This is a genomic window from Butyrivibrio sp. AE3006, from assembly GCF_000424165.1.
In the GTDB taxonomy this organism is placed as follows: Bacteria; Bacillota; Clostridia; order Lachnospirales; family Lachnospiraceae; genus Butyrivibrio.
Genome location: NZ_AUJJ01000032.1, coordinates 1 through 16,090, shown reverse-complemented (window position 1 = coordinate 16,090; position 16,090 = coordinate 1). Strand labels below are relative to the sequence as shown.

General features: G+C 40.2%; 14 protein-coding genes. 13 read left to right on the top strand and 1 reads right to left on the bottom strand.

Annotation, left to right across the window (positions count from 1 at the left end; all coding sequences use genetic code 11):
- Positions 1-15 precede the first annotated feature (15 nt).
- The 13 genes from G603_RS20635 to G603_RS0114925 all read left to right on the top strand — a co-directional run bounded on the left by G603_RS20635 (position 16) and on the right by G603_RS0114925 (position 15,335).
- Entirely contained in the window at positions 16-774 is a 759-nt protein-coding gene (locus G603_RS20635; protein WP_044931930.1) for a rhamnogalacturonan acetylesterase, read from the top strand.
- Positions 775-825: 51 nt separating this feature from the next.
- Positions 826-2,610 carry an ABC transporter ATP-binding protein gene (locus G603_RS0114980; protein WP_035793518.1) on the top strand — a complete coding sequence of 595 codons (1,785 nt, stop codon included), beginning with the start codon at positions 826-828 and terminating at the stop codon, positions 2,608-2,610.
- Positions 2,611-2,662: 52 nt separating this feature from the next.
- The gene (locus tag G603_RS0114975) at positions 2,663-3,832 is read left to right on the top strand and encodes a glycoside hydrolase family 88/105 protein (protein ID WP_026670727.1); all 1,170 of its coding nucleotides are present in this window, start codon (positions 2,663-2,665) and stop codon (positions 3,830-3,832) included.
- Positions 3,822-5,399 carry a glycoside hydrolase family 28 protein gene (locus G603_RS0114970; RefSeq protein ID WP_026670726.1) on the top strand — a complete coding sequence of 526 codons (1,578 nt, stop codon included), beginning with the start codon at positions 3,822-3,824 and terminating at the stop codon, positions 5,397-5,399. The genes G603_RS0114975 and G603_RS0114970 overlap by 11 nt, the downstream gene beginning before the upstream one ends.
- 20 nt (positions 5,400-5,419) lie before the next feature.
- The gene (locus G603_RS0114965; RefSeq protein WP_081669951.1) at positions 5,420-6,406 is read left to right on the top strand and encodes a pectinesterase family protein; all 987 of its coding nucleotides are present in this window, start codon (positions 5,420-5,422) and stop codon (positions 6,404-6,406) included.
- Entirely contained in the window at positions 6,406-7,242 is an 837-nt protein-coding gene (locus G603_RS0114960) for a sugar phosphate isomerase/epimerase family protein (protein WP_026670724.1), read from the top strand. The genes G603_RS0114965 and G603_RS0114960 overlap by 1 nt, the downstream gene beginning before the upstream one ends.
- 148 nt (positions 7,243-7,390) lie before the next feature.
- Positions 7,391-8,824, top strand: coding sequence for a glucuronate isomerase (gene uxaC, locus G603_RS0114955; RefSeq protein WP_026670723.1), 1,434 nt, complete (start codon positions 7,391-7,393; stop codon positions 8,822-8,824).
- A gap of 16 nt (positions 8,825-8,840) precedes the next feature.
- Entirely contained in the window at positions 8,841-10,325 is a 1,485-nt protein-coding gene (locus G603_RS0114950) for a tagaturonate reductase (protein ID WP_026670722.1), read from the top strand.
- Positions 10,318-11,799: a UxaA family hydrolase gene (locus tag G603_RS0114945; RefSeq protein WP_026670721.1), complete on the top strand. Its 1,482-nt coding sequence runs from the start codon at positions 10,318-10,320 to the stop codon at positions 11,797-11,799. The genes G603_RS0114950 and G603_RS0114945 overlap by 8 nt, the downstream gene beginning before the upstream one ends.
- 56 nt (positions 11,800-11,855) lie before the next feature.
- A complete protein-coding gene (locus G603_RS0114940; protein ID WP_026670720.1) occupies positions 11,856-12,947 on the top strand; it encodes a sugar kinase in 1,092 nt (363 codons plus the stop codon).
- A gap of 24 nt (positions 12,948-12,971) precedes the next feature.
- On the top strand, positions 12,972-13,814 hold the full coding sequence (gene kduI, locus G603_RS0114935) for a 5-dehydro-4-deoxy-D-glucuronate isomerase (protein WP_026659149.1): 843 nt from the start codon (positions 12,972-12,974) through the stop codon (positions 13,812-13,814).
- A gap of 27 nt (positions 13,815-13,841) precedes the next feature.
- The gene (locus tag G603_RS0114930; RefSeq protein WP_026670719.1) at positions 13,842-14,645 is read left to right on the top strand and encodes a gluconate 5-dehydrogenase; all 804 of its coding nucleotides are present in this window, start codon (positions 13,842-13,844) and stop codon (positions 14,643-14,645) included.
- A gap of 51 nt (positions 14,646-14,696) precedes the next feature.
- Entirely contained in the window at positions 14,697-15,335 is a 639-nt protein-coding gene (locus G603_RS0114925; protein ID WP_026670718.1) for a bifunctional 4-hydroxy-2-oxoglutarate aldolase/2-dehydro-3-deoxy-phosphogluconate aldolase, read from the top strand.
- Between the two features lie 474 nt (positions 15,336-15,809).
- On the opposite strand, the gene G603_RS20630 is transcribed toward G603_RS0114925, so the two are convergent.
- The coding region (locus G603_RS20630) for an IS3 family transposase (protein ID WP_035793514.1) at positions 15,810-16,090 on the bottom strand (281 nt) is incomplete at its 5' end.

Sequence of the window (16,090 nt, the reverse complement as noted above, 5' to 3'; positions counted from 1 at the left end):
GTCTCTGGAGGAGAAATGAGAATAATATTTTGGGCAGGAGATTCCACAAATACCTGCAATAAGGCAAATAAATATCCACAAACAGGTATAGCTCAGGCTTTTGACAGATATACCCGCCCCGATGTGGTCATATATGATCATGCTATTAATGGCAGAAGCACTAAAAGTTTTATTGACCAGGGAAGACTTGCGACAATAAACGATGAGATAAAAGAAGGAGATTTCCTTTTCATTCAGTTCGGACACAATGACGAGAAAAAAACTGATTTTAGCAGGTATACCGATCCGAAAGGGTCTTTTGTTGATAATCTGGGAAAATTCGTGAATGTAGCCAGAAACAGAGGTGCAATACCGCTTTTTATAACACCTTTGGAGCGCAGAAGCTTTGAAGATGATCATGTACATCTTAGAAAATCAGATCATGAACCTTATGTTGAAGGATATTATATCGCTTCAGAAAAATACAATGTACCAATAATAGATCTGTATAAAGTAAGCAGAGAATTTATTGAAAAAACGGGAGATGAACCTACAAAAAAGTACTTTATGCACGTAAAACCGGGAGAGGTATTCTGGCTCCCGGATGGTTTGTCTACAGATAATACTCATTTAAGGTATGAAGGTGCTATGAAGTTTGGGGAACTTCTGGCAGGTGAGATTATAAAGGCAGGCGAGCCCTATGCGTCACTCATTGATGAAACAGTACTGGCGGAGCTTAAAATGGTTCACGATTCCAATCTGATGGACGAGGGTGTGGCAGATGAGTATAAGTGAGAAATGAACTAATCCAATTATATTTGTAAATCAGTAATAAGGATAACAGCGATGCAATTGACACAAGATAGTGATTCAAACAGATTTGAGGAAAGGTACAGAAAATATAAGGACAAGCCGCTTGTAGCTCTAATATCTTTTTACAGCGGATATTATCATAACTTTGTTTTATCAGTATTTTTTTATACTATAAAACATTCACCTGTGTGGATAATGCCTATAGTTACAGCAAATATCATCAATTATGTAACAAGGGGAGCAGAAGATGCAGGCAGACTGATTATATTTAATGCATCGATTGTTGCAATATTGCTGATACTTAACATCCCTATGAATTATCTACATATGCATTTCAGGGCATCAGCAGTCAGAAAAGTTGAGGCCGGACTTAGAAGTGCACTTGTTCACAAAGTGCAGACGATGTCTATCCTGTCGGAAAAGGACATTCAGTCAGGACGTATACAGTCAAAAATAATACGTGATGTTGAGGCGATTGAGACACTATCAGATCAGATTTTTGTTAACTTCATGAATATCATCATCAATGTGGTGGTGGCACTTACAGTAACAGTATCAAAAAGCAGGGTTGTATTCATCTTTTTCCTATTGATGGTACCTATGGCGGCGATACTTGTATATATTTTCAAAAAACCGATAAAGGTTCATAACCAGCGTTTTAGAAAAGAAGTGGAGGCAACATCTGCAAAGGTATCAGAAATGATTGAACTGGTGCCTGTAACAAGAGCTCATGCACTTGAAGAAGATGAAATAAGCAGAATGGATGAACAAATGTATCAGATAGCAGCAGAAGGCTATCAGCTTGATATGGTTCAGACCAATTTTGGTGCGGTAAGCTGGGCTTTCTTTCAGATGTTTCAGGTAATATGCCTGGTATTCACATCTTTTCTTGCTCTGAGTGGCAAAATTCCTGCAGGTGACGTTGTTCTTTATCAAAGCTATTTTACAACTATAGTCGGGCAGGTGACGAGCATGCTGAATCTGCTGCCTACCATTTCAAAAGGGCTTGAGTCAGTAAGTAGTGTAGGTGAGATCTTGTCAGTTGAGGATATTGAAGATAACGAGGGAAAGATATCGATTGATGATTTAAAGGGCAATTACAGGTTTAGTCACGTCAGATATGCATATCCGGGTGATGAAAAAAATGTAATAAACGATTTGGATTTCGAGGTACACCGGGGAGAAACAGTAGCATTTGTTGGAGAATCAGGAGGAGGTAAATCCACAATTCTCAATTTGATAATCGGCTTTATGATGCCGGTGGATGGGATGATATATGTGGATGGAATTCCGTTAAATGAGATTAATCTTAGAAGCTACAGGAGATTCCTGGCTGTAGTACCACAGAATACAGCGCTGTTTTCAGGATCTATCAGAGACAATATCCTCTATGGAACAACTGATGTATCCGAGGAGGTTTTAGATCGGGTCATAAAGGAATCAGGGTTACAGGAAGTGATAAAAAAGCTTCCGAATGGCATGGATACATTTGTGGGAGAACATGGTGACAGACTCTCGGGTGGCCAGAAACAAAGAATATCAATTGCAAGAGCGCTTATACGTGATCCCAAAGTCATCATTCTGGATGAGGCAACTTCCGCTCTTGATGCAATTTCCGAACGGGAGGTTTCCGGTGCACTTGATAATATGTCTGATTCAAGGACTACATTTATCGTAGCTCATAAACTGGCAACCATCAGAAAAGCAGACAAGATAATTGTTATAAAAAATGGCAGGGTTGTAGAAAAAGGCACCTATGAAGAACTATTGAATAAAAAGGGATATTTTTATTATATGGGTGAAAAATTTGAGAACTGACAAGTATTACGCTAATTCCATGATGAGATACTGACGGAGGTGTTTGGGAAATATGACTAAAGCAGAAACAAAAGAACTTCTCAAAGAATATGTACTGTATCTGATGGAAAATTCCGATGCGGAACATCCTATGTGGAATATTGAGAAGGTCAGAAGCGGGAAACAGAATAAATGGAATTATATAGACGGGTGCATGATCACAGCGCTTCTAAGGCTATATTCAATAACGGGTGAGCGAAAGTTCCTGGATTTTGCAGATGATTTTGTCTCATTTTATGTAAATGAGGATGGAACAATAAATACCTATGAGGTAGGAGAATATAATCTGGATAATATAAGGCCTGCCTGCAACTTGTTCGCGCTATATGATCTGACCGGCAGGGAAAAATACAGAAAGGCTATGGATACAGTAAGAAGTCAGCTTGATACCATGCCAAGAACGAAGGAAGGCAATTTTTGGCATAAGCAGATTTATCCAAACCAGGTATGGCTTGATGGCTTATATATGGCACAGCCTTTTTATATGGAATATGAAAGAAGATATCGCAAGATGAACGGATGTCTTGATTCCTTCAGGCAGTTTGAGAATGTCAGAAGATTTATGCGAGATGAAAAGACAGGTCTGTATTATCACGGATATGACGAGTCAAGACAGATGTATTGGGCAGATAAAAATACGGGATGTAGCCCGAATTTCTGGCTAAGAGCAACAGGGTGGTTTATGGCTGCTCTTGTGGATACTGCAGAAGCAATGGGAGAGCAGACATATTACGAATACAGAACGCTTCAGGATATGTTAAAAAATCTGGCAGACAGTCTACTCAATTACCTTGATCCGGAATCAAAAATGTTTTACCAGGTAATAGACAAAAAGGGAGCTGCGGGCAATTATTTGGAGACCTCAGGGTCAGCCCTTATTTCTTATGCTTTGGCAAAAGGAGTGAGGTTATCTTATTTACCAAAAAGATATGCCAAAATTTCAGAAGAAATATTCTATGGAATAACAGAAAAATATCTGTCCAAAAACGAGGATGGTCTGCCAAGACTTGGAGGAATATGCCTTGTGGCAGGACTTGGTGGAAAAGATCACAGGGATGGTTCACTTTCGTACTATTTTGGCGAGCCTGTTGTAGAAAACGATGCGAAAGGAACTGCCCCGCTCCTGATGGCATATACAGAGCTTCTCAGTCTGGAACAACGAGGTTTGTTAAATGAAATTTGAAGTTATTGATACAGAGCCCAGAAATATTACGGTGGAACTTGATAATACTGAATGTTTTATGCCTTCAGAAGCAGTAAAAGTTATGGTTAATGATATTGAATACCATGCAGAGAACAGGAACGTATTTAGCATCGGTGGACTTGAACCTGATAAGGAATATGAGGTTTCAATCATTGATCATGAAGGGATATGTGAAAGAAAAGTTATAAAAACATCTTATGAATCTGTTTTGCTGGATGTAAGTGAATTCGGGGCAGTCGGAGATGGAAAAAATGATGACACGGCATATATTCAGGCCGCAATAAGTTCATGCCCATTGGATGGAACGGTATACCTGGGAAAAGGAACATTTTTATCGGGACCATTGTTTCTTAAAAGCGGCGTTCATATATGGATTGATAAAGGAGCGACTCTTTTAGGCAAAACCGATAGACAAAGTTACCCTATTCTGCCCGGAATGACACTATATACGGATGAAACTGCAGAATTTAACCTTGGTACCTGGGAAGGCAATCCTTTATCGTGTTTTGCCGCACTGATAACAGGTATTAATGTACATGATGTGAAGATATTCGGAGAGGGGACGATTGACGGTAATGCACAAAGCGGAGATTGGTGGATAAACCCCAAAGAAAAGGCTGGGGCATGGAGACCGAGACTGATATTCCTTAAGGAATGCAGTAACGTTACCGTGCAGGGGATAACTGTTCAGAATTCACCATCCTGGACAATCCATCCTTATTATTCGGAAGCAATAAATCTGATCGGTTTGAGTATTAAAAATCCGGACAATTCGCCAAATACTGATGGAATTGACCCTGAGAGCTGCAGTGATGTGAACATTATAGGAACTACAATATCTGTTGGGGATGATTGCATAGCAATTAAGTCAGGAAAATATTACATGGCTCTTAGGCACTACAAGAATACATCAAATATAACTGTCAGGAATTGCAGGCTTAACAGAGGGCATGGAAGTGTCACAGTTGGAAGCGAATGTGCAGGTGGAGTAAATGGCGTAAAGGTGACCAGATGTCTGTTTGATTCCACTGACAGAGGACTCAGAATTAAGACAAGAAGAGGAAGGGGTGAAAAGTCAATTCTTCAAAATATTCTGTTTGAGAATATAAAAATGGAGAATGTAAGAATGCCGTTTACCATCAATATGTTTTATTTTTGTGATCCGGACGGACACAGCGAATACTGTCAAAGTAAAGAGTTCATGGAAGTCAACGAAATGACTCCGTCAATAAAAGATATTACTGCGAGAAATATCGAATGTGCGGGTGTTGACGTGTGCCTGATCACAGTATATGGACTTCCGGAATCTAAAGTTGAAGAGGTAACGCTTGAGAACATTAAGGCAATCTACATGGATGAAAAGGACAGAACTCCCGAAGTCCCTGTCATGATGGATGGCATTGACAAGATGAGCGGGAGAGGAATATTTGTCAGAAACACAAAGAAACTTGTCATTAGGGATGTGGAAGTAACAGGTGCGGTGGACTCGGAGCCGGATATCAGCGGAACAGATATATGTGACATAGAAAATGTAAAGTTAGGATAAAAACCGGTATTGCGGGGAAAATGATGGAAAAAATAAGGATATCAGTGGGTCCTTTGGGGGATTACCGCACAATAGGTGAAGCTGCTGAAGCAGTGCCGTATATGGCAAGTGCTGTTATAGATATAGCAGAAGGGATCTATAAAGAAAAACTGTCCATAGAAAAAAAGGACATAACCCTCAGAGGGGCCGGAATGAATAAGACGGTCATATCTTATGATCACTGTGCAGAACAGCTTCTTGAAGATAATACAAAAAGAGGGACGTTCAGAAGTCAGACATTATTTATCGGCGGAGAAAGGGTCAAAGTGCAGGATCTGACCGTAGAGAATACTGCAGGTTGGGGAAACGGCGTAGGTCAGGCGCTTGCAATTTACGCAGATGCTGATGAGGTTGTAATGGAGCATGTCAGTATACGCTCAAGGCAGGATACACTTTTTATGGCACCACTTCCTTTGACAGAGCGGTTTAAGAACGGTTTCTTTGGTCCACGTATGCTTACAAACAGGCGAAATACGCGTCAGTTTTATAAAAACTGTGTGATTTGTGGAGATGTTGATTTCATATTCGGCGGTGCAGATGCGGTGTTTGATAACTGTGAGATAGTGGTAATGAACAGGGAAAAAGACATTAACGGCTATGTTACAGCGCCTTCCGAAAATCTTGGAGAATTAGGCATGGTGTTTAGAGAATGCCATATCCATGGTGAGAATAAAGATATGGAAGGTACCGTATTTTTAGGAAGACCCTGGAGACCGACAGGTAAGGTGGCATTCATAGATTGCACCTACGATAATTCCATACACCCACTAAGATTCAGCGAGTGGTATGAGATGGAAACGATGGAGAGTGAGGCATTCTTTGCGGAATACAATTCAAGGGATGAAATGGGGAATGAGCCTGATTTATCAAAGAGAAATATATGGGTAAAACTCCTGTCACCTGAGGAAGCTTCAAAAATAAGAGAAGCGGCAGATAGTCTGGTAATGAGTGTTAGGAGGCAGAATTAATGCAGATAGGATTACGTGCACATGATGCGGAATATGGACCGTTAAATGAACTTATACCCAGAATAAAAGAACAGGGCTTTAGCTGTATTCACCTGGCGCTTTCAAAATCCATAAAGGAATTCAAGGTGACTGAAAGTGCCATGACTCCCGGACTTGCCATGTATATTAAAAATCTATGCAGAAATAATCATATAGATATTGCAGTACTTGGCAATTATCAAAATCTTGCACATCCCGACAAAGACAAACTTGATGAGATTAAGAAAAGATATATAGCGCACATGAGATTTGCATCAATTCTTGGCTGCGGCGTTGTGGGTACTGAAACTGGTGCGGTTAATGCTGAATATAAATACGAGCCGGCGAATCATGAGCGGGAAGCACTTGATATTTTTATTAAGAATCTGAAGCCGGTGGTAAATGCTGCGGAGAAATTCGGCGTGATAGTTGCTATAGAACCTGTCTGGAAGCATATTGTATACGGGCCTGAACAGGCGAGATTTGTGCTTGATGAGATAGGAAGTCCCAACCTTCAAATTATTTTTGACCCTGTAAACATGCTCTATTCAGGAAATATTGATGAACAGGACAGCATTATTACGAAGACCTTCGATTTGCTTAAGGATGATATAGCTGTAATTCATATGAAGGATTTCGAATTATGCGGAGATGAACTTAAGTCAATACCTGCGGGTAAAGGTCACCTGAACTATGAACTTCTTTTATCCAAGATCAAAGAATACAAGCCGTGCATACAGTGTACTCTGGAAAACACATCTCCTGACAATGCGGTAGATACGCGAATGTATGTGGAGAAATTGTATGCAAACGTATAAAATAACTGCCGTTATAGAAGGCGGATATAAATATTGTAAAAATTGTTGTACTTGTTGTATAAGTTGGTTTAAAACCCCAAAGCTATATAAAAAATAAAGATTTGCAATTAGTATTATAGAAAAGGTTTTAATTGGGAGCTGGTAAAAGATGAAAAGTTTTTTAGATGAAGATTTTATTTTACAAACTGAGACTGCAAAGCATATTTTTCATGATTATGCGGAGAAATTGCCAATAATTGATTATCATTGCCATATTTCACCTCAGGAAATATATGAGGACAGGAGATTTGAAACTCTTGGAGATGTATGGTTTGGGGGAAAACAGGAGGATGGTTCCTATTTTGGAGATCACTATAAATGGAGATTGATGCGTTCAAACGGAATTCCTGAGGAGATGGTAACGGGAAGGGAAGATGAACTGCAAAGATTCAAAGGATTTGCAGAAACTTTAACCAAAGCGATAGGCAACCCTATGTATCATTGGTGCAATCTGGAACTTAAAAAGTACTTCGGAATCACCAAGCCGCTTACTGTTCAAAATGCCGAGGAAATATGGAATAAATGTAATGACATGCTGCAAAATGATCCGGAGATGACCGTAAGAGGGCTGATCAGACAGAGCAACGTGGCATATGTGGGAACAACAGATGATCCGACAGACTCTCTTGAATGGCATGAGAAAATTGCGAACGACGATAGCATAGAGTTTATGGTCAGACCATCCTTCAGACCTGACAAGGCAATCAACATAACAAAAGAAGGCTTTAAAGAATATATTGTAAAACTTGCTGAAACTGTTGGCAAAAGATCACTTGATTCTGCTGAGGAAGTTATTGATGCGCTGATACAAAGAGTAGAATTTTTTGCTGCGCACGGCTGCGTTGCATCTGACCACGGACTGGATTATATCCCGTTTAAAATGATGACAATGGCCGAATGTAACAATGCTTTTACAAAGGTAATGAACGGGAAAGAAATAACACTTGATGAGGCAGAAGGATATCAGACAGCGCTGCTCCTTTCACTCGGAAAGGCTTATCACAAGCATGGAATTGCTATGGAGCTCCACTATTCCTGTCTTAGAAATATGAATGAGAGAATGTTCAGGCTGGAGGGACCGGATACCGGATTTGACATGATTGCCAATAATTCCTGCGGAGGGAATATTGCAAAGCTTATGTCGGAGCTTGATAAAACAGGTGAACTTCCAAAAACGATTATTTTCTCTTTGAATCCTGCAGATAATGCGCAGATAGGAACTATATTAGGATGCTTCCAGTCATCTGAGGTTCCCGGGAAAATTCAGCATGGTCCCGCATGGTGGTTTAATGACACCAAATCAGGAATGGAAGAGCAGATGAAATCGTTAGCTAATTTGGGGCTGCTTGGTAATTTTATTGGTATGCTTACAGACTCCAGATCATTTTTGTCATACACAAGGCATGATTATTTTAGAAGGATAATGTGCAATCTTATAGGAGAATGGGTAGAAAATGGGGAATACCCAAATGACGAGAAGGCACTGGAAAGCATTGTTTCAGGGATTTCTTATTATAACGCAAAGAGATATTTTGGAATCTGAGAGGAGGACTTTTAACATGGAGAAGCTTAGTTACAAACTATTGGGGGAAAAGGGGTACGATGGATACCTTCTAAAGGATGCACCGGAGAGGGTTCTTCAGTTTGGCGAAGGAAATTTCCTTCGTGCGTTCGTCGATTACTTTATCGATCTTATGAACGAAAAAGCAGGATTTAACAGCAAGGTTGTTTTATGTCAGCCAATAGAACAGGGACTCGCTGATATGATAAACGATCAGGAAGGTCTTTACACACTTTTTTTACGGGGACAGGAAAATGGGCAAAAAGTTAATAACAAAAGAGTTATTTCCAGTGTTTCAAGATGCCTTAATCCATACAGAGAATTTGATGAATTCTTAGCCTGTGCCAAAAATCCCGAAATGAGATTCATTGTAAGCAACACTACAGAGGCAGGTATAGCTTATGATCCTTCCTGCAAATTGGATGATAGACCGTGTGCAAGTTTTCCGGGCAAACTGACACAGTTCCTGTATGAAAGATTTAATAACAAACTTCCGGGATTTATTATTTTATCCTGCGAGCTCATAGACAGAAACGGAGATGAGCTACTAAAGTGCGTAAATAAATATATAGATCAGTGGGGATTGTCTGAAGAATTCAGAGACTTTGTATATAATGATAATATTTTCTGCTCCACACTCGTGGACAGAATAGTTCCAGGTTATCCGAGAGCAGAAGCTGATGCTATTTGTGAGGAGCTTGGATATAAAGACAATATTATTGATACGGCTGAAGTGTTTGGCGCGTGGGTTATAGAAGGACCGCAGAAGATTAAGAAAGAATTTCCTGTGGAAGAAGCCGGACTTCCCATACTTGTAGTAGATAATGTTGATCCTTATAAAAAGCGCAAAGTAAGAATCTTAAACGGTGCGCATACATCTATGATTATGGGTGCATATCTTGCAGGACAGAATATTGTAAGAGATTGCATGAAAGATGATGTAATAAGGGGATATATGAATAAGGCTCTCTATGATGAGATTATTCCGGTTCTCAAGGGACTTGATAAGAAAGATCTTGAGGATTTCGCAGCCGCAGTTACAGACAGATTTGCAAATCCTTTCATTGACCATGAACTGCTTAGTATTTCCCTGAATTCAGCATCTAAGTGGAAGGCAAGAGTTATGTACACAGTACTCGAGTATTATGAACAGAAGAAGGAGTTACCCAAAGTACTGACATTTTCGTTTGCTGCATTTCTTGCTTTTTATCACAGAGGTTATGAAAAGCGGGAAGGCGCTCTGGTTGCAAAAAGAGACAGTAATGAATACCTTATAAAAGATGACGAATGGGTACTTGATGCGTTCCTTGCTCTGAAAGATGCTGATAATGAGAAGTTGGCAAGAGATATTATTGCCAATGAGAAGATGTGGGGAGATGCGCTCATAAAACTATCCGGATTTGAAGAAGCAGTTATTAAAGACCTTGCCCTGATAGATGAAAAGGGCATGTATGAAGCCATGAGGGAGGTTCAGGGTGAATAGTATCAGGATACATCCTCTGGATAATGTTGCAGTTGCACTTAGAGACCTGGAAAAGGGTGAAATTATAGATGCATCTGAAGATGGGTTAAAAACTATTGAGGCAATTGGAAGAGGGCATAAAGTAGCGCTTAATGACATAGCCGAAGGATCCTCGATAGTAAAATACGGAAACTGTATAGGCATTGCCACAGATGAAATAAAATCAGGAAGTTTTGTGCATGTACATAATGTCAAAACCTCTCTTTCTGAGAATTCCAAATTTGAGTATAAACCTGAAATACCATTGCTTCCTAAAGTAGCAAACAGAACTTTTATGGGGTACAGGAGAGCCAAAGGAAAAGTAGGAATCAGAAATGAAATATGGATTATTCCTACTGTCGGATGTGTGAACCGGATTGCGGAGAAATTGGCCAGAGACAATCAGAACCTTGTAAAGGGATCAATTGAGGGATTATTTGCATATACCCATCCGTACGGATGCTCTCAAATGGGTGATGACCATGAAACTACAAAGAGGGTCCTTGCAGCACTTGTAAAACATCCAAATGCAGGAGGGGTTCTTGTTCTTTCTTTGGGGTGTGAGAATCTTACTTCAGAACAATTCAAGGAAGAACTCAGGGAATGGAACGGAGAAAGAGTGAAATTCCTTACCTGTCAGGACTGCGAAGACGAGATTGAGGAAGGCAGCAAACTTCTCAAAGAATTGGCGGATTATGCAGGCCAGTCCAAGCGTGAGGAAATAGATGCATGCGAGCTTATTGTAGGAATGAAGTGCGGAGGTTCTGATGGCCTTTCAGGAATAACTGCCAATCCAACGGTTGGCAGATTTTCTGACAGACTTATCTCTATGGGAGGTTCTACTGTTCTTACAGAGGTTCCTGAGATGTTCGGGGCTGAATCAATTCTTTTTAATAGATGTAAGGATAGCGCCACGTTCCATAAAGCAGTTTGTATGGTTGAAAATTTCAAGAAATATTTTGTGGATCACGGACAGGTTGTATATGAAAATCCAAGCCCCGGAAATAAAGCCGGCGGGATTACAACTCTTGAGGACAAGTCTTGTGGATGTGTTCAAAAAGGCGGAAGTGCTCAGATTTCAGATGTACTGGAGTATGCTGAGCCGGTAAAAATTAAAGGACTGTCATTATTGTCAGGTCCGGGAAATGATATGGTATCAACTACAGACCTTACAGCTGCAGGAGCACATCTGATACTTTTTACAACCGGAAGGGGAACACCCTTTGGGGCACCTGTTCCGACAGTGAAGATTTCAACGAATACTGCGCTATATGAGAAGAAAGGCAATTGGATAGATTTCAATGCAGGAAAGGTAGCTGAAGGAAAAGAGTCTCTGGATGAAGCAGGGGACAGACTCCTGGACTATGTTTTGGATGTTGCAAGTGGACAAAAAACCAGGCAGGAAGACGCCGGGTATAGAGAAATATCCATATTTAAGGATGGAGTAACGCTCTGATTCGGAGTAAAACTTAAAGGTATTAATAGCGAATAGTTAATTTATTGGAGGAGATCATGGATTTAAATTTGAGAGAAGATGCAATATTTGATGCAGTATCATTAGGGGAAGTTATGCTTAGACTTGATCCAGGTGAAGGAAGAATCAGAACAGCCAGACATTTTAATGTTTGGGAAGGTGGCGGAGAATATAACGTAATAAGGGGCCTTAGACGTTGTTTTGGACTTAAGACCACTGTTCTTACAGCCTTTGCCGATAATGAAGTCGGAAAGCTTATGGAGGATCTGATTCTGCAGGGTGGAGTAGATACATCCTTCATTAAATGGATGAAAACAGACGGAATCGGCAGAGAGTGCAGAAATGGCCTCAATTTCACAGAGAGAGGTTTTGGAATAAGAGGAGCAAAGGGATGTTCCGATAGAGCAAATACTGCTATATCAAAGGTAAAGCCTGAAGATTTTGATCTTGAGAAGCTTTTTGGAGATATGGGAGTAAAGTGGCTTCACACCGGCGGAATATATGCTGCATTATCAGAACAGTCATGTGAGACAGTGCTTGAGGTTATCAAAACAGCTCGAAAATATGGAACAGTTATTTCTTATGACCTGAATTATCGTCCTTCCATGTGGAGTGCAATCGGAGGAAAGGAAAAGGCTCAGGAAGTAAATAAAGAGATAGCTAAGTATGTTGATGTAATGATTGGAAATGAGGAAGACTTTACTGCCTGCCTGGGATTCGAAATAGAAGGCAATGATGAGAACCTTGCTAAGCTTGATATTGATGGCTATAAAAAGATGATAAGAGAGGTAGTGAAAACATATCCTAACTTCAAGGCTGTTGCGACTACATTAAGAGAGGTAAAGACAGCAACAGTAAATGACTGGAGTGCGTTGTGCTTTGCGGATGGTGAGATTTATAAGGCCAAGGACTACAAAGGTCTTGAGATTATGGACCGTGTAGGTGGCGGAGATTCATTTGCTTCCGGTCTTATATATGGGCTGATGACCACTGGCGATGCAGAAACAGCTGTTAATTACGGTGCGGCACATGGAGCTCTTGCTATGACTACTCCCGGAGATACAACAATGGCTGATAAGAGTGAAGTTGAAGCTATTATGGGCGGAAAAGGCGCAAGAGTACAGAGATAATAGGAAAAGGTATGGAGAAAATGTATGGATATTAGATATTCTGCAAATCAGAGAGATGTAAAAAGATATACAACAGAAGAACTCAGAAAAGAGTTTTTGATAACAGGACTTTATGAGGCTGACAAGGTAAAGGCTGTTTACTCACATGTGGATAGAATGGTTACCTTTGGCTGTATGCCGGTTACGAGAGAAGTAGCCCTTGATGATGGAATAGATGTATATCACAATTTCGGAACTTCTTATATTTTGGAGAGAAGAGAAATCGGCATTTTCAATATTGGTGGTAAGGGTAAGATAAAGGTTGATGGAACAGAATATGCCCTTGATCATAAAGATTGCCTTTATATCACAAAGGGAGCCAAATCGATTCTGTTTTCATCAGACAATAAGGATACACCGGCTAAGTTTTATATGGTAAGTGCTCCTGCACATTGTTCTTATGAGACAAGGCTTCTTACTTTTAAGGATGCTGTTAAGCGTCCTCTTGGAACAACAGCCGAATGCAATAAGAGAGTCATTAACCAGTTTATTCATCCGGATGTTTTGAAGACCTGTCAGCTTAGTATGGGAATGACGGTTCTTGAAGAGGGAAGCGTATGGAATACGATGCCTTCGCACACTCATGAGAGAAGGATGGAGATATATACATATTTTGATATACCTGAGAACCAGGTAGTATTCCATTTTATGGGAGAACCTACTGAGACCAGACATATTGTAATGAAAAACGAAGAGGCAGTAATATCACCTTCTTGGTCAATTCATTCAGGAGCAGGTACTTCAAACTACACATTTATATGGGCAATGGGCGGAGAAAACCAGGAATTTGACGATATGGATAATCTGAAGCCGACAGATCTTATGTAATGTGAATGTTAATAAAGGAGAAATGAAATGAGCGAAGATATGTTTTCATTAAAAGGTAAGGTGGCATGGGTTACCGGTGCTGCCTATGGAATAGGTTATGCGATTGCTAAGGCATATATTGAGGCTGGAGCAAAGGTTGTTTTTAACTGCAGCAGACAGGATACTGTGGAGAGAGGACTTAAGAGTTATGAAGAGGATGGGCTTTTAGATTCAGTTAAAGGTTATGTCTGTGATGTAACTGATGAGGAAGCCGTGAAAAAGCTTCATGAAACAATTGTGAAGGAAGTGGGTGAAGTAGACATCCTCGTCAATAATGCAGGAATGATAAGACGTGTGCCCATGACGGAGATGGAAGCAAGTGACTTTAGAAGAGTTATCGATGTTGACCTTACGGCTCCGTTTATCGTATCTAAGACTGTCATTCCGTCCATGATAAAAAGAGGTGGCGGTAAGATTATAAATATATGCTCAATGATGTCAGAACTTGGAAGAGAGACTGTATCAGCTTATGCGGCAGCAAAGGGTGGTCTTAAGATGCTTACCAGGAATATCGCATCGGAGTATGGTGCCTACAATATTCAGTGCAATGGTATCGGCCCGGGCTATATTGCTACAGAACAGACAGCTCCGCTGAGGGAGAGACAGGCTGATGGTTCAAGACATCCTTTTGACAGTTTCATAATTGCCAAGACACCTGCTGAAAGATGGGGTGAGTCAGATGATCTTAAAGGTCCTGCAGTTTTCCTTGCATCAAAGGCATCAGATTTTGTTAATGGACATATACTTTATGTTGATGGCGGTATTTTGGCTTATATCGGTAAACAGCCATAATACCGAATTAAGAATAATTTACTAATAAGAAGATATTAAAGGGAGAATCAAATGAGCAATATTATTGAGGAGCTATCACAATATGGAGTGGTTCCGGTAGTGGTTATAGATAGAGTAGAGGATGCAAAACCTCTTGGAGAGGCACTCGTTAAAGGTGGTTTAAAATGTGCTGAAGTGACATTCAGAACAGCTGCTGCAGCTGATGCAATTAAAATAATGACAGATAATTTTCCGGATATGCTGGTTGGAGCAGGAACTGTTTTATCAACAAAACAGGTGGATGAGGCCATTGAGGCAGGAGCAAAGTTCATTGTTAGCCCGGGATTTGATCCTGAGGTTGTGGATTACTGTATTGAGAAAGGGTATCCAGTGCTTCCCGGAGTAGCTACTCCTTCAGAGGCAGCGCAGGGCGTAAAAAGAGGCCTCAAGGTTCTTAAATTTTTCCCCGCTGAACAGGCAGGCGGTCTTGCAATGATCAAGGCTATGGCAGCACCTTACACAGGCATTAAGTTCATGCCAACAGGTGGAATCAATGAAAAGAACATGAGAGATTATCTTTCTTATGACAGAATTGCATGTTGTGGTGGTAGCTGGATGGTCAAAGGTGATCTTATTAAATCATGCGCCTTTGATAAGATTGAGGATATGACAAAAGAAGCTGTTAAAGTTGTTAAGGAAATCAGAGGATGAAAGACCCAATACTGATGCACTATGGAGTCCAATCAATAGACTGATATTGTTTACGAAAAGCTGCGGGGTGATACCTCGCAGTTTTTTTAATGCGAACAGTGAAGAAGTTATCGCTACCTTTTTACCTTCTAACTCTATGGAGAATAAAAATGTAATCAATATCTACAGGGCATAAAACATTCATAGTCTGTACGACATTAACTATTTAATAATAATTTAATGAAATTTTAATCTAAAACCACTGCTTGGATAATGGTTTCTTTACACTTAATTGAGATAATTATTATATATGAATGTCGGGGTTTAGAAAAAGCAAAAAGCTTTTATTTGAAATAATAAAGAAATTTATCAGAAAATAAACCACAGGATAAAGTGTACCCCTTGTCAAGGACATTTTTCAAAATAGTAGAGTGAAATGTCAGAGACTATATATTGGGGTGCCCTTCCTTGACAACCAACCTCTGTATTCAGTTTTTATGATAAACCGGAGAGGGCAGGATTTAATCCCTGCAGATCCTGATTGTACTTTGGTAAAGGGTATATACCTGTTAAACAGTATTTGTAAAACTCGTTGGGAGTAAGCTTTGCAAGTTCCCAGATGCCGTTGTCATTGTTGTAGAAGTCCATGTAGTCATCAATGATTGCCTTGGCATCGTCAAAGGATTCAGCGGCAGCTATCTTGTCCATGATGTGATCCTTCATGTGACCGAAGAAGCTCTCCTGCGGGGCGTTATCCCAGCAGTTTCCACGGCGGG